The organism is Flavobacteriales bacterium, assembly GCA_016716605.1.
Taxonomy (GTDB): Bacteria; Bacteroidota; Bacteroidia; order Flavobacteriales_F; family PHOS-HE28; genus PHOS-HE28.
Genome location: JADJWA010000001.1, coordinates 1,908,401 through 1,929,733, shown reverse-complemented (window position 1 = coordinate 1,929,733; position 21,333 = coordinate 1,908,401). Strand labels below are relative to the sequence as shown.

At 62.0% G+C, this 21,333-nt stretch carries 15 protein-coding genes; 11 read left to right on the top strand and 4 right to left on the bottom strand.

Translation table 11 applies throughout. From position 1 onward, the window contains the following. Positions 1-20 precede the first annotated feature (20 nt). The 4 genes from IPM12_07710 to xth all read right to left on the bottom strand — a co-directional run bounded on the left by IPM12_07710 (position 21) and on the right by xth (position 5,622). On the bottom strand, positions 21-2,096 hold the full coding sequence (locus tag IPM12_07710) for a tail fiber domain-containing protein (GenBank protein ID MBK9147687.1): 2,076 nt from the start codon (positions 2,094-2,096) through the stop codon (positions 21-23). 47 nt (positions 2,097-2,143) lie between these two features. Beyond that, positions 2,144-3,172, bottom strand: coding sequence for a hypothetical protein (locus tag IPM12_07705; GenBank protein MBK9147686.1), 1,029 nt, complete (start codon positions 3,170-3,172; stop codon positions 2,144-2,146). Between the two features lie 850 nt (positions 3,173-4,022). Beyond that, positions 4,023-4,832, bottom strand: coding sequence for an orotidine-5'-phosphate decarboxylase (gene pyrF / locus IPM12_07700; protein MBK9147685.1), 810 nt, complete (start codon positions 4,830-4,832; stop codon positions 4,023-4,025). Positions 4,833-4,860: 28 nt separating this feature from the next. Further along, the gene (gene xth / locus IPM12_07695) at positions 4,861-5,622 is read right to left on the bottom strand and encodes an exodeoxyribonuclease III (protein MBK9147684.1); all 762 of its coding nucleotides are present in this window, start codon (positions 5,620-5,622) and stop codon (positions 4,861-4,863) included. A gap of 246 nt (positions 5,623-5,868) precedes the next feature. Between xth and IPM12_07690 the strand changes: the two genes are divergently transcribed. From IPM12_07690 to IPM12_07640, 11 genes are all read left to right on the top strand, one after another. Beyond that, positions 5,869-7,539 carry a DUF1800 domain-containing protein gene (locus tag IPM12_07690; protein ID MBK9147683.1) on the top strand — a complete coding sequence of 557 codons (1,671 nt, stop codon included), beginning with the start codon at positions 5,869-5,871 and terminating at the stop codon, positions 7,537-7,539. A 20-nt stretch (positions 7,540-7,559) separates the two neighbouring features. Further along, the gene (locus IPM12_07685) at positions 7,560-9,143 is read left to right on the top strand and encodes a DUF1501 domain-containing protein (GenBank protein MBK9147682.1); all 1,584 of its coding nucleotides are present in this window, start codon (positions 7,560-7,562) and stop codon (positions 9,141-9,143) included. Between the two features lie 109 nt (positions 9,144-9,252). After that, positions 9,253-9,714 (top strand): DUF1573 domain-containing protein, encoded by a 462-nt coding sequence (locus tag IPM12_07680; GenBank protein ID MBK9147681.1) that lies wholly within the window; start codon positions 9,253-9,255, stop codon positions 9,712-9,714. An 18-nt stretch (positions 9,715-9,732) separates the two neighbouring features. Continuing rightward, a complete protein-coding gene (locus IPM12_07675) occupies positions 9,733-10,134 on the top strand; it encodes a DUF1573 domain-containing protein (protein ID MBK9147680.1) in 402 nt (133 codons plus the stop codon). 96 nt (positions 10,135-10,230) lie between these two features. Continuing rightward, positions 10,231-11,460, top strand: a complete 1,230-nt coding sequence (locus tag IPM12_07670) for a pyridoxal phosphate-dependent aminotransferase (GenBank protein ID MBK9147679.1) — start codon at positions 10,231-10,233, stop codon at positions 11,458-11,460. A 120-nt stretch (positions 11,461-11,580) separates the two neighbouring features. Beyond that, a complete protein-coding gene (locus tag IPM12_07665) occupies positions 11,581-11,925 on the top strand; it encodes a hypothetical protein (protein MBK9147678.1) in 345 nt (114 codons plus the stop codon). Beyond that, the gene (locus IPM12_07660; GenBank protein ID MBK9147677.1) at positions 11,922-14,600 is read left to right on the top strand and encodes a hypothetical protein; all 2,679 of its coding nucleotides are present in this window, start codon (positions 11,922-11,924) and stop codon (positions 14,598-14,600) included. The genes IPM12_07665 and IPM12_07660 overlap by 4 nt, the downstream gene beginning before the upstream one ends. A gap of 176 nt (positions 14,601-14,776) precedes the next feature. Next, positions 14,777-15,226 (top strand): hypothetical protein, encoded by a 450-nt coding sequence (locus tag IPM12_07655; protein MBK9147676.1) that lies wholly within the window; start codon positions 14,777-14,779, stop codon positions 15,224-15,226. Positions 15,227-15,237: 11 nt separating this feature from the next. Then, positions 15,238-17,043, top strand: a complete 1,806-nt coding sequence (locus IPM12_07650) for a hypothetical protein (protein MBK9147675.1) — start codon at positions 15,238-15,240, stop codon at positions 17,041-17,043. Positions 17,044-17,205: 162 nt separating this feature from the next. After that, positions 17,206-17,646 carry a hypothetical protein gene (locus tag IPM12_07645; GenBank protein ID MBK9147674.1) on the top strand — a complete coding sequence of 147 codons (441 nt, stop codon included), beginning with the start codon at positions 17,206-17,208 and terminating at the stop codon, positions 17,644-17,646. A 9-nt stretch (positions 17,647-17,655) separates the two neighbouring features. Then, positions 17,656-21,123 carry a T9SS type A sorting domain-containing protein gene (locus IPM12_07640; GenBank protein MBK9147673.1) on the top strand — a complete coding sequence of 1,156 codons (3,468 nt, stop codon included), beginning with the start codon at positions 17,656-17,658 and terminating at the stop codon, positions 21,121-21,123. Positions 21,124-21,333: the final 210 nt, after the last annotated feature.

The window sequence follows — 21,333 nt, the reverse complement described above, 5'->3', positions numbered from 1 at the left end:
AGAATCCGTCTGGCTGACTACTACCGCCCAACCTTCACCGCGCGCTTCACCACCGGCTCACCATCGAGCAAGAGGGTGATGTAGTACACGCCGGGCGACAGGTTCTCGGTGCTCCAGTCGTACTGGAATTCACCAGCCTCTCTCTCTCCCTCGCTCAGCACCAGGAGGCTGCGGCCATCGGCGCTGTTGGCAAGCAGCTGAATGCGGCCCGCGCGTTCGAGGGTGCAGAACAGTGTGGTGCGGTCCGTGAATGGGTTGGGCGCGATGCGGAGCAGGTGCTCTTGTGCAGGGGTGATTGCATCCTCGCCGGTTCCGCTACCGGAGGGGCCGATTCGGTGATCGCTATCCGTTGGCGCGGCGCAGCAAGCGGCGAGTTGTTGCTGAAGAATGATCAGCTGTGATTGCAATGCCTGCATCTGCTCTTGTGTGCTCGCTAGTATGGCCTGTTGCTCTTTGATCGCTGCAGTGAGCAGTGGCGTCAATGCGGTGTAGTTGACCGCTTTGAATGAGATTGCTGGTTCAAGTTCCTGGCCCGAGGAATCGACCTGAGCCGGACGGTTCACCACCCGAACCAATTGAGGGAGGACTGACTCCATCTCTTGCGCAATGAAACCCATTTGCTCACCTGAGGGCAGGTGGAGGTATGGGAACTGATCAACCGAGTATTGGTAAGTTCGAGGCTGTAGTTGTTCAATCAGGGCCAACGCGCCTGAGAGTTCGTCAACATCGGTCTTCAAGCTCGCATCCGACCCTTGGTAAGAGCCGCCATTGGAGTAGGTGCTGCCTTCGAACCAAGCGGCCCAATCGTTATTTGGATCCGTTGCGCCACTAGCCGCCCCCCATAGTCCCACGCACAGATCGCTGTTGGAGTTAGCGCGTGCTATTCCCATGACCCCAATGGTCTCTGCGGCATCCTGACCGCCCTGAGCGCCGGTAATGTCTGCCAAGCCATACACGCCAACCGATGAACGGGCGCCGTATGCACTGCCGCGCACGCCCATGGCCCGCATGGTCAGCAGCGGGCTTTGAGCGGTGGCCGGGCTCGCTTGCCCATGAACACCGGTGATCCATTGGCCTTGTTCATAGTCGAAGCTCGACTCGCCATAAATCGCGTCCGGCGCGAGCAGCGCATCACTGTTATGCACCACGTGCAGCTTGAACTTGGGGATCTGGATGCCAATACCCACACCATGGCGCCTGTTCCATGTGCAATTGCTTCCATCGTAGGTGTTCGAGACATGGGGCGGCGTATTGGGGAAGATGTCCTGCACCACCCAATCGCAACCTGCATTCAAGTTGATGTTGCGCCATTTCACCACACCGCGTTCGTTCGGGTCATTCGTATCATCCACCACCATCACTTTGAACGCCTGGTCCGTTTCCTGGTCATCGGGCAATTGCCGGATGCGCAGACGGCCGTCGAGCACATCGACGCGTTCGCCGGGAACTGCGCCGGCAGTGAAGAAATCGCCGACGCCAAGGAAGCCCTCATTGCCATTGATTGCCGGAACCATACGGGCCACCTCGAGGCCTCCGAGGCTGCTGGCCGTACTTGAATTGTCGGGCGTGCTGGTGAAGACGAAGCTCAGCGGGTCCATCTGGTTCTGTGCGTTGTCGTCATCCGACCAACTCAAAAGGCTGTGAGTCCCGCCGTTCCAGAGCCGCATGCCCGCGTACAGGCCATCGGACCCTTGCGTTGTGAACACCCCTACCCGCATCCATGGCCGGTAGCCTACCGTGATGCCGTTGAGCGCCGAGCTGTTGATGTGCAGATAGGTGAGCGGCAACTGCGGCGTGGGGTTACCAATGCCCAAGTGCCCGCTGAAATCCAGGTTGTTGTTCTGGTACCAGGCCCAGTTCTGGTTCAACAGCGTGGGGGTGAGCCGCATGCGCAGGAGCGCGTTCGTGTACCACTCGATCGGCTGATTGGCGTTGTGCCGCACCATCAGCGGGTCGTTAATCATCGTGTTGTCCCAGCCTAAATAGTCGCCAGGGACGCCCGCGTTGCCTAGCACAGATGCCTGACCAACCACCTGACCCGAGCTCAATAGCAATGCACCTATCGTCAGGTGCTTCAAGACGTTCTTCGTACTCATGTCTTTTCGTGTTTTTCAGTCCATCAAAAAGACCGGAACGATATTGCTTACTCGGCCAATACGAACTTATGGAACGTTATGCTCCTTCCACTATCCACACGCAGTGTGTAGCTGCCTCGCGCCCAATGCCGTACCAGCAAAGCATACCGCGCCCCGGACGATCGGCCCTGCCATACCACCCGCCCCAGTCCATCCTGCGCAGTTACCCATAGACCTTCCGCACCTTCCAATAGGAGTTGGTCAGTTGCTGGATTGGGGTATAGTGCCACCGTCGTCACTGAAGGTTCCTGGATCCCTTGGGCAAGCTCGCAACCCTTCGGGTTGGGCGACACGCAGACCGCGTCGATCAGTGTATATGCCCTCGGATACCAAGGAAAGACAGAGCTCGGAGAGGCAAAGTGCAGGGTATCCGTCAAGGCATTGCTGAAGAACTGCCCAATTATCACGTACTGGTACGCACTGTCTGCCACTAAGCTGCCGCTCACCAAGGTCCACCCCACCGTATCGCTAAGGACTTGGGGGTAATGGACGTGAGCTGTGTTCGGCGGTGATGGGAAAGGGTCACCCCAGGTCCACTCCCGGTCGTAGGTAGTGAACAGCATGCCCACCTTGTCGTTGGCCAGCCAGATTTGTGGATACTGCGCGTTACCCCCAAAGCCGGCATTGGCCCGGAAGCTGCAGTAGTAGGTCTGTCCAACTACCATAGGCTCCTGCAAGTGCGCCATAATCCATTCGCGCTGCTGGTCGGCAGGTCCATTCTGATGGTACGTGATCAGACCAACACAATTCTCACCCTCGAACGGGTACTGAAACGTGATCAAGTTCGACGGCAGACCATTTGCTGTACCGTAGGGTTGGCAACTCTGTAGATGGTCAGGGGTGACGTTCGCGCTATACCAATCCTGTAGTTCCCCAAGCCCCAGCCCGAAGGTGCAGCTATCGGTCTCCTCAAACCCCGGGTTGGGCACAAGGTTCTGCGCTGCGCAGCGGAGAGTAGCAACAAACCCTAGGCAGCCCAGCACCAAGCCGAGGCTAGCACAGGGCCGCTTGAGGTTCATCGCGCGTGTGGTCATCATTCGTTGTTCGTATCGGCCAGGAGCATCGTCCGGCCCGCCTCCTTGAGATACGGGTTGTCCGCGGCCATGGCGCCTTCCGCGTGCCCGCCCATAAGACCGCCTGGGCGGCGGGGGCGCTGCCCGAGACCTGCTCGGAGCAGCGCCCTACCTTTGCCTAGCTCGTTTCCATTTTCATAGCCGTGTTAGTGGGACATGGAGCAACCGGCCCCTGGCGTCGCAAGCGCTGGGGGCTTTTTCGTGAAGGAGGCCATGGCCTACCTTGTTGGGCTGGAAGAATGAGCAAGGCGCAAGGCGCAAGGCGCGGACGCCGCTCAGATATGAGGCATGGCTGGGCATGGTGAAGTAGATGCAAAGGGCTTCATTCAAGTTCAGACTAATCGAGCGATAGCTAACTGGTGGAACGAATGTATATGCTCGACGGGCAAATGCAAGCGATCGTGGAAAAAACGCGACGCGCGCCTCAAGTCTTGCCTGCAACGAACGTGCGAGCCTCGGACCGACAGCGTGTAGCGCGGTCGTGCGTTATGAACTGCTGTCTGGAACCGACCACCCTGTCCATGCACCCTTGGGACCCGGTCCGGGCTATCGCTCATCGACCACGGAACCGGTGCTTCGTCGTCGGCACAACGGCACCGAATTGAACTGAGAGCATATCGCCACGATTACGCTGCCGTGCCGCCGCCAAGCGCACCGGCCTCGCCCAAGCTCGCGCACCACCGGGTACTTCGCGCCTAAGGCTTCCACCAAGTTCGGCCGCGTCTTGACGACCGGCTTGCGCCGTGCAACGAAATCGACAGCGGTTTTAGCGCTGGTGCTGAAAAGCACATCCTCTTCAGACCAGTCCCTAGGCCTACATTCTCCGCGCCATCGCCTGCTGCATCTGCATCGCCGCCTTGCGCGCCATGGGGATGGCCTCTTCGCCCGCACCGGCATAGAGCACGCCGCGGCTGCTGTTGATGAGCAGGCCGCCATCGGCGATCATTCCGGCGTCGAGAACGGCGTCGAGGTCGCCGCCTTGCGCGCCCACGCCAGGCACGAGGAAGAAATGATCGGGCGCCAGGGCGCGCGCTTGTTGCAGCACTTCGGGTCGCGTGGCACCGGTGACGAACATGAGCTCATCGGGGCTTCCCCATTGCGCGCACTTCGCGATCACCGCTTCGAAGAGCCGCTGGCCATGCGCATCGGCGATGAACTGGAAATCGTCGGCGCCGGCGTTGCTGGTGATGCCGAGCACGATGGCCCACTTGCCGGGACGGTGCAGGAAGGGCTCGATGCTGTCGCGTCCCATGTAGGGCGATAGCGTGATGGCATCCACATCGAGCACGTCGAAGAAGGCCTCGGCGTACTTGCGCGCGGTGTTGCCGATGTCGCCGCGCTTGGCGTCGGCGATGATGAAGCAATCGCCCTTGCTGCGGATGTAGCCGATGGTGGCCTCGAGGTCGAGCCAGCCCTGATCGCCGAGCGCCTCATAGAAGGCGAGGTTGAGCTTGTAGGCCACGGCAAGGTCGTGCGTGACCTCGACGATCGCTTCGTTGAAGGCGCGAACAGGATGGCTCTCGGCGCGGAAGTGCTCGGGCACCAAGTGCTCCTCGGTATCGAGGCCCACGCAGAGCAGGCTGCGCTTCCGCTTGATGGTGCTGATGAGTCGCTGGCGCGTCACGGCCGCGAAGATGGCGTCAGCGGCCCGATCACCACACGATCCCTACCGGGCAATGATCGCTGCCCATCACCTCGTTGAGGATGAAGGCCTCCTTCACCTGCTTCTCGAAGCCCTTGCTCACCAGCACGTAATCGATGCGCCAGCCCACGTTCTTGGCGCGTGCGCCGAAGCGCTGGCTCCACCAGCTGTACTTCACCGCGTCCGGGTGGAGATGCCGGAAGGTGTCCACGAAGCCTGCCGCTTGCAGCGCGTCCATGCCGTCGATCTCCTGCTGAGTGTAGCCGCTGGTCTTGTTGTAGTTGTCCTTGGGACGCGCGAGGTCGATGGGCCGGTGCGCCACGTTCAGGTCGCCGGTGATGATGACCGGCAATTTGCCCTTGGCCAGCTTGGTGACATAGGCCTTGAACGCCGCATCCCATTCCGCGCGATAGCTGAGCCGTTTCATGCCCTCGCCGCTGTTGGGCGTATAGACGCAGACCACCACGTGGTCCTTGAAGGTGCAGGTGACCACGCGGCCCTCGTCATCGTGCCCTTTCATGCCGATGCCGAAATCGACCTTGGCGGGCTTCTCCTTGCTGGCGATGGCCGTGCCGCTGTAACCGAGCTTCTCCGCGCCATAGGCGTTCACGTGATAGCCGTTGGCGTCCTTCAGTGCAGCGGCTACTTGTTCCGGCGTGGCCTTGGTCTCCTGGAAACAGATGATGTCGGCATCGAGGGTGCGCAGGGTGTCGTGCAGGCCCTTGCCCACGCTGGCACGGATGCCATTCACATTGAACGAGATGAGCTTCATGGGTGCCCGTTGGGGGTTGAAGGTTGCCCCGGGTCAAGCCGGGATGACGGGGTTGCGGATTGCTGAAGGGCGCCGCAGCGCCCGGGCGAAGGTGGGCATCTGCCATGAATGCTGTGTTTCCGTCAGGGCAATCCACGCCTTCACCAGCGGTTTGGTGAGAACTGGTCCAAAACTTCTAGGAAATGATATGGGGGGCCGATCTAACTTTCCCCGACTTCGAGCGTCAACGCATCAACCTTCCTCCGCATGCCACTGACTCCGTACACCGGCCCCTTCGGTCGCCCGCAACTGCAGCACCTGCTGCGCCGCACGCTCTTCGGTTGCTCCAACGCCGACCTCGCCCACTTCCAAGGGCAGAGCCTCAGTCAGGTGGTGAATGCGCTGCTCACCGTCACCAACGACACCACGCCGCCCACCAAAGCGTATTGGGGGCTCAACGGCGGCAACCCGGACCCGAATGCGCTCGATCCGCAGGTGCCCTTCGGACAGACCTGGGTGGATACCGTGCGCTACGGCGCCAATGACACGGAACTCACGGAGCTCACCAGTGCGCGCCTGCAGAGCTTCCTGTGGTGGCGGACGGGGCTCATGGTGCACCAGGACCGCAACATCCGCGAGCGGATGACGCTCTTCTGGCACAACCACCTGCCAACGGAATTCGGCGCGATCTTCAATCCACGGCTCACCTATGTGTACGACCAGTTGCTGCGCACCCAATGCCTGGGGAACTTCCGCACACTGATCCACGACATCACGATCGATGGCGCGATGCTGGTGTACCTGAACGGCTACCTGAACACCGCCGCAGCGCCCGATGAGAACTACGCGCGGGAGCTGATGGAGCTCTTCACGCTGGGCGAAGGCAGCGGCTACACGGAAGAGGATGTGCAGGCTGCCGCGCGTGTGCTGACTGGCTGGACCGTTCGCGAGACCGATGCCTTGGGCGACATCGTTCTGCCCTATGTGGCCTATCGACCGAGCCAGCACGTCACCGCTGACAAGCAGTTCAGCGCCTTCTTCAACAACACGGTGATCCAAGGCGTTGCCGGAGATCCCGGCGGCGAGGCCGAGCTGAACGCCTTGCTCAACATGATCATGGCGAAGGAGGAAGTCTCGAGATTCATCTGCCGGGAGCTCTACCGCTTTTTCGTGCATGGCGAGATCGATGCTTCCGCAGAGACCAGCGTCATTGAACCGCTGGCCGAGATCTTCCGCGACAACGCGGCGGCTCCCGATCAGATGCGCATCGTGATGGAAGCCCTGCTCACGAGCGACCATTTCTTCAGCGCGAACGTGCAGGCCTGCATGATCATGAGCCCCGCCGACTGGGTGGTCGGCGCGGTGCGCAAGCTGGAAGTGCCCATGCCTGCGCCCACGCAGCTCGAAGCGCAGCACATGGTCTGGCGCGATGTGTACTATCTGATGGCCTATTGCGGCCAGCAACTGCACCAACCGCCCAACGTGGCAGGCTGGTCAGCCTACTACCAGTACCCAGCCTACGACGACCTCTGGCTCGATACCGCCACGTACCCGGCGCGCACCAACACGATCCAAGGGATCATGTACGCCGGCTTCTCAACACCGGCAGGCACTTATGAGCCGCAGAGCGCGAACCTCGAATTCAAGGTGAACTTCGTTTCGTTGGTGGGGCAATTCACGGATCCCTACGACCCGAACACCTTGGTGGTGGATGCGGCCGAACTGCTCTTTGCCATACCGGTGAGCCTATTGGTGCGCACCCAGTTGAAGATCAGCTATCTGCTGCTCGGTCAGATCACGGACAGCTATTGGACGGACGCGTACGAGCTCTATGTGCAGGACCCGAATACCACCGACATGACCGCCCAGCTGGTGCCCACCCTGCTGCAGCTGCTCTTCCTCGACATGGCCAAGGCCGCAGAGACCCAGATGCACTGAACCGCCGCAACACCAACCGCATGAACCGCAGGCAATTCCTCCGCACCTCTTCGGCAGCCACCGTAGGCGGCTTCACCGTGCAGGGCTTCAGCAGCCCCTTGATGCAGGCCCTCTGGAAGAATCGGGCAGCCGATGACCGCGTGCTTGTCATCATCCAACTCTTTGGCGGCAACGACGGCCTGAACACCGTGATCCCCCTCGACCAGTACAGCGTGCTCTCGGTGAAGCGCCCCTATGTGCTGATCCCGCAACCGCAGGTGCTGCCGCTGGCCGGCCTCGGCGGCACGGGCCTGCATCCCGCCATGACCGGTATGCAGGACCTCTGGCAGGACGGCAAGCTCGCCATCGTGCAGGGGGTGGGCTATCCAGAGCCGAACTTCTCGCACTTCCGCGCAACCGACATCTATGAGACCGGCGCGAATGCCGATCAATTGCTGAACTCCGGATGGACGGGGCGTTATCTCAATCAGGAGTACCCGAACTATCCAGCAGGCTACCCCAACGACGATATGCCTGATCCGCTCGCGATCCGGGTGGGCGGAGCGGTGGGCCTCGGCTTGCAGTTCCAAGGGCTCAGCATGGGTGTTTCCATCAACAGCACCGATGATCCGCTCAACCTCACCAACTACATCTATCAGGATCCGCCGAGTGCTCTATGCAATGGCGGCAAGCTCGATTTCGTGCGCCAGGTGCAGCGTCAGACGGACCTCTACGGCGATGTGATCGAAGCGGCCGCATCCGCCAACTGCGTGCAGAGCACCTTGTACCCCACGGGCAATGCCCCTGGCGCTCGTCTCGCGCAAGCGCTTAAAGTGGTAGCCAAGCTGATCTGCGGGGGATTGAAGACCAAGATCTACTGGGTGAGCCTCGGCGGGTTCGATACCCATGCCCAGCAGGTTCAGCAGGATGACCCTAGCATCGGCAATCACGCGAACCTGCTCCAAGGCCTGAGCGATTCGATCCATGCCTTCCAGGACGACCTGGGCCTGTTGGGCCTCGAGGACCGCGTGCTGGGCATGACGTTCAGCGAATTCGGCCGGCGCATCGTTGATAATGCCTCGCTCGGCACCGACCACGGCAGCACGCAGCCCATGTTCCTCTTCGGCACCAAGGTGATCCCAGGCATGCTGGGCACCAATCCGCAGATCCCGAGCAACGCCACCTACCAGACCAATCTGGCCATGCAGTACGATTTCCGCAGCGTTTACGCGAGCGTGCTCAAGGATTGGTTCTGCTTGGAGCCGAACGACATCGATGCGGTGCTGCTGAACACCTACCAGCCCCTGGCGCTGATCGATCCCGAGGGATGCCTGGGCACCAGCATCCACGAAGCCAACCAGCGCGCCGGTGATCAACTGCTGAACGCCTATCCGAATCCCTTCACCGAACGCACCACGCTTGATTACGTGAGCAACGGCGGCCGGGTCATGATCCAGGTCTTCAATGAGCAGGGCCAATTGGTGCAGACCGTCATGAACCAGCTCATGCCCCAAGGCAGCTACCGGATCGACGTGGATCTGGGCGACATGCCCGCAGGCGTCTATTACGCTCGCCTGCAGAACGAGGGGAACCAGCAGGTGCGCAACCTGCTGAAGGTACGCTGAGCGCTTGCCGCTGCCTGGGCTGTTAATGTCCTGTTAAGCGGGATGGGGCTCGTGAAAGGTCCCTCACTTTTGGCGTACCAACGTCGAAACAAAAACACCATTCACACCGATGAAGCAGCTCGTACTCTCTCTCGGATTCGGCCTAGCCGTGATCGCCGCCAGCGCCCAGCCCAACGCCAAGCCCGTTGGCGGAAGCGGCCCCATGATCAGCGTTGACAAGGACAGCCATGACTACGGCACCATTCCGCAAGGCGCCAATGGCACCTGCGAATTCACCGTGACCAATACGGGCGATGCTCCGTTGATCATCACCAATTGCCAGGGAAGCTGCGGCTGTACGGTGCCCAAGTGCGACACCACCCCGATCAAGCCCGGCGAGAAGAGCACCATCACCGTGAAGTACGACACCAACCGCCAAGGGCCCATCAACAAGAGCGTCACCATCACCAGCAATGCCGTGAACGCCCCGAGCAAGATCGTGACGATCCGCGGCACGGTCGAGGCATCGGCCGCTTCACCCACCTCGCCGGTGAAGGAGAGCAGCCCAATGGCGCCTGTTGAGAAGCATTGATCCGCTTTCCCCAACTCCATGATGAAGCTCCTTCCATTCGCATTCGCAGCACTGCTGGGAACAGCCTGCGCCGCGCAGACCGGTCCGATGATCCAAGTGGATAAGGACGTGCATGACTACGGCACCATCGCGCAAGGTGCGAACGGTGAATGCTCCTTCTTGGTGACCAACACGGGCGATGCCCCGCTGATCATCACCAACTGCAAGGGCTCTTGCGGCTGCACGGTCCCCAAGTGCGACACCACGCCGATCGCGCCTGGCCAGAAGAGCACGGTATCCGTGCGTTACGATACCAAGCGCACCGGGCCGATCAACAAGAGCGTCACCATCACCAGCAACGCCGTGAACGAACCGGATAAGATCGTGCGCGTGAAAGGCATGGTCTCGGGCGGCGCGGAGGACGGTGCCACGCCGAATTGAATTGAACCCGCCACTAAGGCGAAGCCCTTCCGAAAGGAGGGGCTTCGTGCTTTGCGGCGCATGACGAACTTCGCCCGCGCAACCAACGCCACGCCCATGCCTGCCATTTCGTCCAAAGGCCGATTGATGCCGCCATCGCCCATCCGCAAGCTCGTGCCCTATGCCGAGGCGGCCAAGAAGCGCGGCGTACAGGTCATCCACCTGAACATCGGGCAGCCGGACATCGCAACGCCCGACGTGGCCCTGGATGCCATGCGCAAGCTGGACCGCACCGTGATCGAGTACAGCCACAGCGCTGGGTACGAGAGTTACCGGAAAGGGCTGGCCGACTATTACGCAGGGCACGGCATCACGGTCACGCACGAGCAGATCATCGTAACCAACGGCGGCAGCGAAGCCCTGCTCTTCGGCATGATGAGCTGCTTCGAGCCGGGTGATGAGGTGATCATCCCGGAACCATACTACGCCAACTACAACAGCTTCGCGGTGAGCGCCGGCGTGAAGGTCGTTCCCGTACGCTGCTCCATTGACGATGGCTTCGCGCTGCCGCCGATCCAAGCCTTCGAATCCCTGATCACCCCGCGCACCAAGGGCATCCTGATCTGCAATCCGGGCAACCCCACCGGCTACCTGTACAGCCGCGCCGAATTGGAGACCCTTCGCAGCATCGTGCTGAAGCACGACCTGTTCCTCTTCGCCGACGAGGTGTACCGCGAGTTCTGCTACGATGGCGCCAGGCATGTGAGCGCGCTGGAGCTCGACGGCCTCGATCAGCACGCGGTGCTCATCGACAGCGTGAGCAAGCGCTACAGCATGTGCGGCGCCCGTGTGGGCGCCTTCATCACGCGCAACGCCGAGCTGCTCGCCACCGCGCTGAAGTTCGCGCAAGCGCGCCTGAGCCCGCCCACCTTCGGGCAATTGGCCAGTGAAGCCGCATTGCGCACCCCGAAGAAGTACTTCGACGATGTGGTGGCCGAATACGTGCAGCGGCGCGACATCCTGGTCGATGGCCTGAACACCATCCCCGGCGTGCGCTGCCCCAAGCCCAAGGGCGCCTTCTACTGTGTGGCCGAATTGCCCATCGACGACAGTGATGCCTTCTGCCAATGGCTGCTCGAATCCTTCAGCCATGAAGGGCACACCGTGATGATGGCCCCCGCCACCGGCTTCTATGCGGATCCGGAATCGGGCCGAAGGCAGGTGCGTCTGGCGTATGTGCTGGAACAGCCGCAGCTGAAACTGGCGGTCGATTGCCTTCGCCAAGCGCTGTCGGCATACCCGGGCAAGCCCGCAGCCGCCCACGCGGCAGTGGCCGAACCGAGTTAGGCCGGCCGTTCCCTTCCACTTGTCGGCGCACAATCCGTTGGTCCGCCTGTAACCGCTTTTCGTCGGATCCGTTGAAGCGGCCCGGCTTGGCCTACTCCGCCAGGCCCAATACGGACCGAAATGAGCACATGGAAACCATGGACAGGGCTGGTGCCGATGGCGTTCGCCCTCTTGTTCTCAGCCGACTCCAAGGCGCAGGGAGCCGAAGCGTTCACTGAAGAAGAGCACCGCTACCAGTTCAGCCTCACCGCTGCCCTGAGCGCCTATGATGAGAAGCTCTTCTTGGAGGCCGTCTCAGGCTTCGACCCGCGCATGAAGGTGAACATCGACCGGCCTTCGCGCTCGATGAAGATCCTGGCCTATCAACCGATCGATCCGCAGCAAGTGCTCAACCTCGCCGCAGGCATGGGCGTGGGGCTCGCGCCGCGCTCGAACCGGATCGACCCAAAATCCGAGAACCAATGAGCACCTCGATCACACTACCCAAAGTGCTGCGCGGCGCCCTCATCGGCCTGGCTATCACCATCTCGGACACGAGCGGCGCGCAAACCGCCACGAATACCTGCGGCTACAACGCCGGGAATGAGTACCCGGTAGGCACCTCCTGCACCTTCAACGACTTCAATAAGCCGGGATCCTTCTCCGCCACCTACACGGCATCCGGATGCACCGGCGGCAACTATGATGAGGCGTGGGGCTGGTTCACGGCAACCTACACCACCACGAACATCACCTTCGACCCGGACAACAACCACCGGCCGATCATGCATGTGTACACAGGGACCTGTACAGCCGGCCTCAGCCAAGTGGCCTGTGTGAACTCGGGCGGCAATGGCAACAACGCGGTGATCACCGGCCTGGCCACCACGCCCGGAACGGATTACATGATCCGGATCCAACGCCACAACGACAACAGCGGCATGGATGGCCGCCTCTGCATCTGGAGCCCCGTGCCTCCCGCGAACGACGAGCCTTGCTCGGCAACCGCGCTGACAACGAACACGTCATGCACCAACATCACTTCATCGAACCTCAATGCCACCGCTTCGGCAGGCATCCCTGCCCCGGGCTGCGCGAACTACGTGGGCGGTGATGTCTGGTTCACTTTCGTGGCCCCGGCGGTTGGGGCGATCACCTTGCAGACCAGCAGCAGCGGTGGCCTGGGCGACACCGGAATGGCCCTGTACAGCGCCGCCACTTGTTCGACGGGCATGGCACTGATTGACTGCAACGACGATGCGAGCGGTCTCGGGTTTTTCAGCAGGATCTCCGCTGGCGGCCTTGTTCCGGGGGCTACATACTATGTGCGTGTCTGGGGCTACGGCGGGGCAAGCGGGACCTTCAACATCTGCGCGATTGAACCACCACCTCCGCCGGCGAATGACAACCCTTGCGGCGCGATTGACCTTTCACCGGGAACGAGTTGCACACTAATCAATTACACCAACGTTAATGCGACCAACACCTCTGGGATCCCTGACCCAGGCTGCGCTGGCTACTCTGGCGGCGATGTTTGGTTCAAATTCACTGCACCCGCCTCCGGATTGGTGACCTTGCGCAGCACGGCTGGAACGCTCAACAACATCGGCCTGGCGGTATACAGTGCAACCGTCTGCAGCGGCTCCCTGTCGCTCGTGGTTTGCGACAATGCGACCGGACCCGGCAACATGCCCTTCATCACCCTTACTCCTCTTGAACTGAGTGCGGGCACCGTGTATTACGTGCGCGCTTGGAACAATGGCGGCGGCACTGGCACCTTCAACTTGTGCGCCTTCACGGCCCCCGGCACCGGAAATTGCGCCTATGCCTTGCACATGTACGACTCCCAAGGCGATGGCTGGGGCGGCAGCAACGTCAGCATCCAGATCGGTGCAGGGCCCGCGGTGAGCTACACCAATACCAACGCCGATCGTGATGTGGCCTACATCACAGCAACCATCGGACAGTCCATCCAGCTGACTTACAATTCAGTCGGCGGGAACCAGGGAGAAATCCGATACGTGCTGCAAATGATCCATGGCCCGGTCTATTCCGATGGCCCAACACCAGGCACCGGCCTTCGTTATGTGGGCACGGTCGATTGCCAATCAGCCACGCCCAGCACGAGCGACTGCTACGGGCGAACGGCCATCTGCGGCGCCCAGCAGATCAGCGACAATCCAACGAACACCGGACTCACGGCCGACCTGCATCTGCACTCGCGCGGTTGCCTCGGCTCGAATGAGCGCCAAGGCTCCTGGTACAGCTTCACGCCCTCTGCGGGCGGCACGGTCGGGTTCACGATCTCGCCGAACGATCCGGCCGACGATTATGACTTCGCCATCTGGGGTCCTTTCGTTACGCTGAGCTGCCCGCCTATGGCCACGCCGGTGCGCTGCAATTACAGCGGGGATCCCGGCGATACCGGCCTCTCCTCCGCAGGAACGAATCCCTCTGAGAATGCATCCGGGAATAAGTGGTCAACGCTGATGCCGGTGAGCACCGGTGAATTCTACCTGCTCTACATCAGCAACTGGAGCCAGAGCGGCCTTGCCTTCGACCTCACCTGGCAGCTCACCGATGGCGCCAGCCTCGATTGCAATCTGCTCCCGGTGCAGCTCGTGAGCCTGTTAGGGGCACCGGTGCCCGAGGGCATCCGGCTCGATTGGCTCACCGCTTCGGAGTCCGGCACCTCGCATTTCGTGGTGGAACGGCAGGACCAGACCGGCGCTTACCAGCAGATCGGCCAAGTGACCGCTGCGGGCAGCTCCGCCAGCAGCATTGCCTATGACTTCCTCGATGCCCAACCCCTGCCCGGCTTCAATTACTACCGGCTGAAGATGATCGATACTGATGGCAGCAGCGAACTGAGCGAGGTGGTGGCCGTGGCGAACCGCTATGGATCATTCGTCGGTGGTCTCTTCCCGAACCCGGCCGAGGACCAGATCAGCGTGGCGATCGACGCCGAGACCGACATGCTGGCTCATCTCCGCATCCTCGACTCAAGCGGCCGGCTCGTCCGCGAGCACCGATCCACTGTTGCCGCTGGACAGCAGGCCGTGACCATGCCGTTGAATGGCCTCGAAAGCGGGCATTACCTGCTCCTCGCTTCGTTCGGTGGCGATCAATCGCAGCACATCGGCCGATTCGTGGTGCGCTAGCCCGGGCCCCAACCCGATCATCAGCAAAGCCGGGCCATGAACCCGGCTTTGTGCATGGGGATCCTCTGCTGGACTTGGACGGATCGGAGCCAAGGCGTACTTTCGTCATTGACGCAGGAGGGCTAGACAACTTGACGGTGCAGCAAGCGTCTCTCAACTATACGGTTCACACGTTCATGATGCCGAATCGCAACGTACCCTGGAAACGCTTCCTTCGGATGTGGTGGATCGCCAGTGCATTCGCGGCCTTGGGCCACAGCGCCGCAGCGCAGGCACAGGCCGTGTACCACTTCCGTTGCGATGGGCTCTTGGATGGCAGCACCCTCAAGCACGCCGCCGAGAACCTCACCAGCCTCGATGATAAGGCGCTGCTATCGGCCGATGCGGAATACCTGAAGGTGCGCATCGATGCGTCCATTCCCTATGAGCGGATCCTTCGCGCGCTGAATGGCGGTGCCAGGCAATTCCAACCAGCCGCAGGAGCCACTGCCCAAGGGTTCCCGACGCGCGTGGATACTGGCGACCCCGCTGGTGACGACCTGCGCTACACGATCGCCAAGGAGACTTGGATCGCGGCGCATCAGCAGGAATACCAGCGGATGATCGGCGATGCACCACCACGTTGAACCGAGCAGCCATGGTTAGACACTACGCACGCCTCGCCTTCGCTGCTGCCCTGCTCGCCCCGGGTCCATCGGCCTTCGGCCAATGCCCGAATGACAACACCTATTGGCAGACCACCACGCCGGCGTGTCCCGGCACCACGGTGGCCAGCACCTGCCTCTTTGGCGGCGAGTACCAGCTCATCAATGTGGTGGCCGGCAACACCTACACGTTCAGCACCTGCGGAACCACCACCTGGGACACCCAGATCACCCTTTACAACAACGCGGGCGGCGGGTCGCTCGGCTACAACGACGATGCCTGCGGGGTGCAATCAAGCATCACATGGGTGGCCACTTTCACCGGGCAGCTGCGGGTGCTCATTGACCAATGGTCCTTGTTCTTCCCCTGCGGTTCGAATAGCTCTTGCGCCACCCTCACGGTCACCTGCACCACGCCTGTGGTTCCTCCGCCCGGCGGCTGCATCTACGTGCTCAACCTCTTCGATTCCTTCGGTGATGGCTGGGGCTCATCGAATGTGGGCGTGAGCATCAACGGAGGCCCCTTCCAGTACTACACGGTCACGGGAACATCGAACTCGGTGTCCATTCCGGTGATGCCGGGCAACAGCATCGTGCTTTCCTACAACAACTCGGGGCCCTATCAGGGCGAGAACAGCTACAACCTGACGCTGGGCGGCGGCGCGGTATTCAGCTCGGGCACGCCCCCAGCCAACGGGATCGTTTATGCAGGAACCCTGACCTGCGTGCCACCGCCTGCTCCGCCGGAGGATTGCATCGGAAGCGTCACCATCTGCAATGGACAGAGCTTCAACAACAACACCAACAACACGGGGCTGGTCGCTGACCTGAACCTTTCGACGGCCGGTTGCCTTGCCAATAACGAGCGCCAGGGCACCTGGTACAACTTCACCATCAGCGCCAGCGGCCAGATCGGCTTCACCATCAATCCGGCCGACCCTGCCGATGATTACGACTTCGCCATCTGGGGCCCCTTCCCGCCGGGCAGCACGCCGAGCTCCATCTGCCCTCCGCTCTCCGCGCCCTTGCGCTGCTCCTATGCAGCACCCAGCGGTGCCACCGGCCTGAACTTCACTGCTGGAGACCTCAGCGAAGGCGCCTTCGGTGATAAGTGGGTGCGGTACCTCGATGTCGTTGTCGGTCAGGTGTACCTCCTGTACATCAGCAATTGGAGCCAGAGCGGACTGGCCTTCAGCCTCGATTGGGACCTTCAGGGCGGTGCCTCGCTCGATTGCGCCATTCTGGGAGCCACCCTGTTGGGGCCCGAGGCCGAGGATGCGGGAGACCATGTGCGGGTGGAATGGCGGACCTTGGATGAACGCGAGGTCATCGCCTTCGAGGTGGAGCGTGCGATGGCCGGCGATGGCAGCTTCACCGCCATCGGCTTGGTTCAGGGCGCAGGAGGCACGGGGGGCACCACGAGCTATGAATTCATCGATCCGCACCCACAGGTCGGCCTGAATCAGTACCGCCTGAAGGTGCATGAAAGCAATGGCAGCGCCGGGTTCAGTGATGTGGTGAGCGTGCTGCATGGGGCCACCTTGGCCGACGCATCCATCAGCCCGAATCCGGCGAACGAGCAGGCCCTTCTCCGGTTCAATGCCTTGGCTGACGGGCCCTTGGGCGTGGAGCTCATCGATGCCGTGGGCCGCGTGCATCAGCGGCTCACGTTCACCGCCTCCGGTGGTTGGAACAGCCTGAGCCTCGGCGTGCATGGGCTTCCAGAAGGCCAGTACACCTGCAGATTGCAGCATCTGGGAGGCTCGCCGGTGCATCTGCGCCTGTCTGTGATGCGCTGAATGGATCGGATGGCGGCAACCCTTCGGGCATGCCGCGTCTTGGTCAGCCGGACCGGCTGATGATGGATTCAACCAGGCTGGTTGACAATCTGCTAGCACCGTCTATTACCTTGGAAGTCAGTTTCGTCTAATTTGGCGCCGCTGAATAAATCCACCCGAAACATGCGGTTCAAACTGCTGGTTGGCGTCGCTTGCCTGATTGCCGCTGCCTCCGTGCGCGCACAGCAAGGCCAGTTCATCTACTTCGAGGCTGCCCAGCCGGTGAGCATGGGGCAGTTGAAGCAACTCACCGAAGCGCTCCTCACCGTGGATGCCAATGCCACGGTGCACCACTCCGACGACATGCGGATCGTGCAGGTGAAGAGCAGCACGCTGCAGCCCGAAACCGTGTACCGCAGCGCCATGCAGGCACGCGGCGTGGTGCTATTGCCCGGAACGCGCAGCGCCGAAGAGCTCGGCATCCAGGCGCCGCCGGCCGTGCCGGTGTTCGTGCCCACGGGCGATGAGTCCGCGGACCTTGCGCGCTACCGCGCAGCCGTGGAGCAGTGGAATGCCCTGCACCCCGAAGCGCCCCTCAGCGCCACCCCGATCCACCACCGTTAATCAGGCACCATGATGAAGCATTACGCACTCGCGCTCTGCGCCGGCCTGATCGGGTTCTCGCTGCATGCGCAGCCGCCTTGCTTGGGCAATTTCACCACATATGCTCCTGGGCAGAGTCTGGTTAGCAACGCGTCCTGGAACCCCGCCTCCGTTCCACCGAACATGAGTGGCAACGTAGCCACCACCACCACCGCAGCCAGCACCACCGCAACGGTGCTCTCTGCGACTGGTTTGGTGATCGGCATGGGCGTATCGGGCCCGAACATTCCTCCCGGAACCACCATCGTGGGCATCGCCGGAACCACCCTTACGCTGAGCAACCCGGCAACAGGCACAGGAACCAATGTGCTGCACGCCTATACCACCTTGGCTCCTTGGGCCAACAACTATCCACCTACCAACCAGTTCAGCCCGGGTACAGCCACGAACTCAGCGGCTTGCTCCGTTTGCCCGGCCGTGTATTCCGTGAACATGTGCTCCGGCCAGTACATCACCGCCTATATGTGCGTTGGCAATGTGTACACCATCTCGATGTGCAGTGCCGCCTCGGCCTGGAATTCTGTCCTTGCGGTGACCACGACTGCAGGCACCGCGCTGGCATTGAATTCACCCCCATCATGGGACAACGACGGGTGCGGCACAGCAGGCGGCCATGCCACAGTGACCTATGCACCTCAAGTGACAAGCGCTTACCGCATTCGCCTTTGGAACAGCTCCTGCACCGTGAATGGCGCCAATTGCGGCACGATCCAGATCGCCTGCAACCCGGTGCCGCCGCCGCCGATCAACGATGAGCCTCAGACCGCCACCAACCTAGGCTCGCCAGCTCCCACCAGTTGCACCATGGTAAGCGGCACCGTGGCTTGGGCGACCACCTCAGCGGGCGTGCCGAGCGGTTGCACCACCGGTGGTTGCGCCACCGCTTCGGGCTCCTTCAGCGGCTACGATGTGTGGTACAGCGTGGGTGTTCCTGCCAGCGGCAACTTGTCGGTGATCCTGCAGGAGATCAGCGCCAACAACCTGGCCTTTGCGGTGTACACGGGCGTGCCCGGCGCGCTCACCATCGTGCCGAACAGCTGCAACTGCAACGACTTCGTTTCGCTGAGTGCCCTCACCGGCGGCACCACGGTCTATATCCGGGTATGGCCGCAGACCGGTGCGCCCAACATGGGCAGCTTCCAGCTCTGCGCCTATGAACCCATCCCCCCGCCCAACGACAGCCCGTGCGGAGCCACCGGACCTTATGCTTTGCCTGTGCCCACCTCGTGCTCGCTCACGCCGTTCAGCACCCAGAACGCCACCGCGCTGCCCGCGATCTACACCGTGCCCGCTCCTACTTGCGGAACCCCCGTGGCGGGCGGCGACGTGTGGTTCGCGGCGGTGATGCCCGGCACCGGTTCGATGACGATCAATACGCAGGCCGGCACGCTCAGCGACATGGCCATGACCGCCTATACCGTGTCCGGCGGCACCATGAGCACCAACTGCGCCACCCAAGGCGCCGTGACGCTCACCCAAGTGGCCTGCAATGACAATTTGGGAGCGAACCCGATGCCGGGCTTCAACCTCACGGGCACGCCGGGCGTCACCTATTACATCCGGATGTGGAACAAGACCACGGCGTTCGGAACGGCGAGCATCTGCGCCATCCAGAACGTTCCTCCGCCGAACGACAATCCGTGCGGAGCCTTGGCCTTGCCTGTTGCGGGCGGTTGCTATTTCAACCAGCCCTATTCCAACCAATTCGCTTCCACCACGGGCACCACGGCGCCCAGCGTGATCAACATCCCCAACCCGAGCTGCGGGGGCGCCCCGAACAACGATGTCTGGTTCACGGCCACGGTGCCGGCCAACGGGCAACTGCAACTGGATACGGATGACCTCCTGCTGAATGACGCCGCCTACGCGGTTTATACGGCCACGGGCAGCTGCGGCGGCAACAACCTGAGCCTGACCCAGGTGGCCGCGGGCAATGGCGGCTGCGCCATCGGCACCAGCACCAACGGTGCGAACATGCCTGCGGGCACGGTGACGGGCCTGGCGCCCGGGAGCACGGTGTACATCCGCGTGTGGCGCCAGTCCGGCAACGATGGCACCTTCCTGCTCTGCGCCCGCAGCACGGCCACGCCAGCTCCTTGCGCCTACACGCTGCGCCTCACGGATAGCGCGGGCGATGGCTGGAACGGCGGCTTCGTGACCTTGTGCATCAACGGCACCTGCACCAACTACACCGTTTACGGAGGCATCAGCAATGTGGTGTTCAGCGCGCCCTTGGGAGCCAACGTCACCTTGTCGTACACGCCGGTTGGCGGCTTCCAGAACCAGGTCGGCTTCAGCCTGATCGCGAACAACGGCTTCACCATGTACGCGAGCTCGAACCCGCCCACCAGCGGATTCAACCACGCGTTCACCGTGAACGGCACCTGCAATGTGCCACCGGCTCCGATCTCGGATTGCATCGGCGCCCAGCAGATCTGCAACTCGCAGTCGTTCACCTTCGCGCCGGGCAACTTCGGCAATTCGCAGGACCTGAACGCGACCAACCGTGGATGCATGCTGGCCAATGAGCGCCAGGGCGTCTGGCTTCGCTTCACCACGAATGCCCCCGGCACCATCGCCTTCAACGTGGCGGTGACCCCCGGCACGGATTACGATTTCGCCATGTGGGGTCCTTATGCGGGCACCCCACCCTGCCCACCCACCAGCCCGCCGATCCGCTGCAATTGGTCCGCCGTGGCGAACACCACCGGATTGAGCACCACGGCGCTGAATGCCACGGAGGGCGCCGGTGGCCCGCCGTTCTCCAGCGCGCTGCCGGTGCTTGCCGCACAAACCTACCTGCTCTACATCGATAACTACTCGATGAACGGTTTGTCGTTCACCCTGAACTGGAACAACACGCCGAGCACCATCCTCGATTGCAACCTGCTGCCGGTGGAGTGGTTGGGTCTGGCGGCGGAACCGAAGGGAAGCGAGGTGCTCGTGACCTGGCAGACCGCCAGTGAGCAGCACAGCGATTACTATCGCATCGACCGGTCGGAGGATGGCTCCTCGTTCCGGTCGATCGGCATGGTGGATGCGGCTGGGACGAGCCTTGCACCGACGTCCTACGCGTTCACGGACAAGCAGCCCGCCAATGGGCTCAATTACTACCGGGTGGAGCAGATCGCCATGGATGGGTCCGGACAACTCTCCCCCGTGGTCTCCGTGATGATGCGCGCGGGCGGCCAATTGGTGGTTTACCCGAACCCGGCCGGCGAGAGCCTTTGGGCCAGCTTCGAATCAGCGAACGATGGCCAGGCCAGTTGGCGGATCGTGGATGCCAGCGGTAGGGCCGTGGCGTGGGGCCGCACCAGCACCCTGACGGGCATGAACCAAGTGGAATTGCCCTTGACCATGGATGCCGGCAGCTACCTGGTTGAACTGGTGGATGAGCGCGGCGGCATGCTCGGCCACGCCCGCTTCATCAAGCGGTAGGCTCCCAAGCCTGACTCCATTCAACGCCCGGCTGCCTGCGCAGCCGGGCGTTGTTCATAGTGGGTCGGGAGAGCAGCCCGGCATTGGCCCGAATCCCTCGATTCCATTGGAGCGGTGCATGGAATTAACGGTGAATCACCACCTGCACTTATTCACCGTGGGGCAACCGCGCATATCGCCCACCGTCCCATGGTTGGGAAAACCCGATGC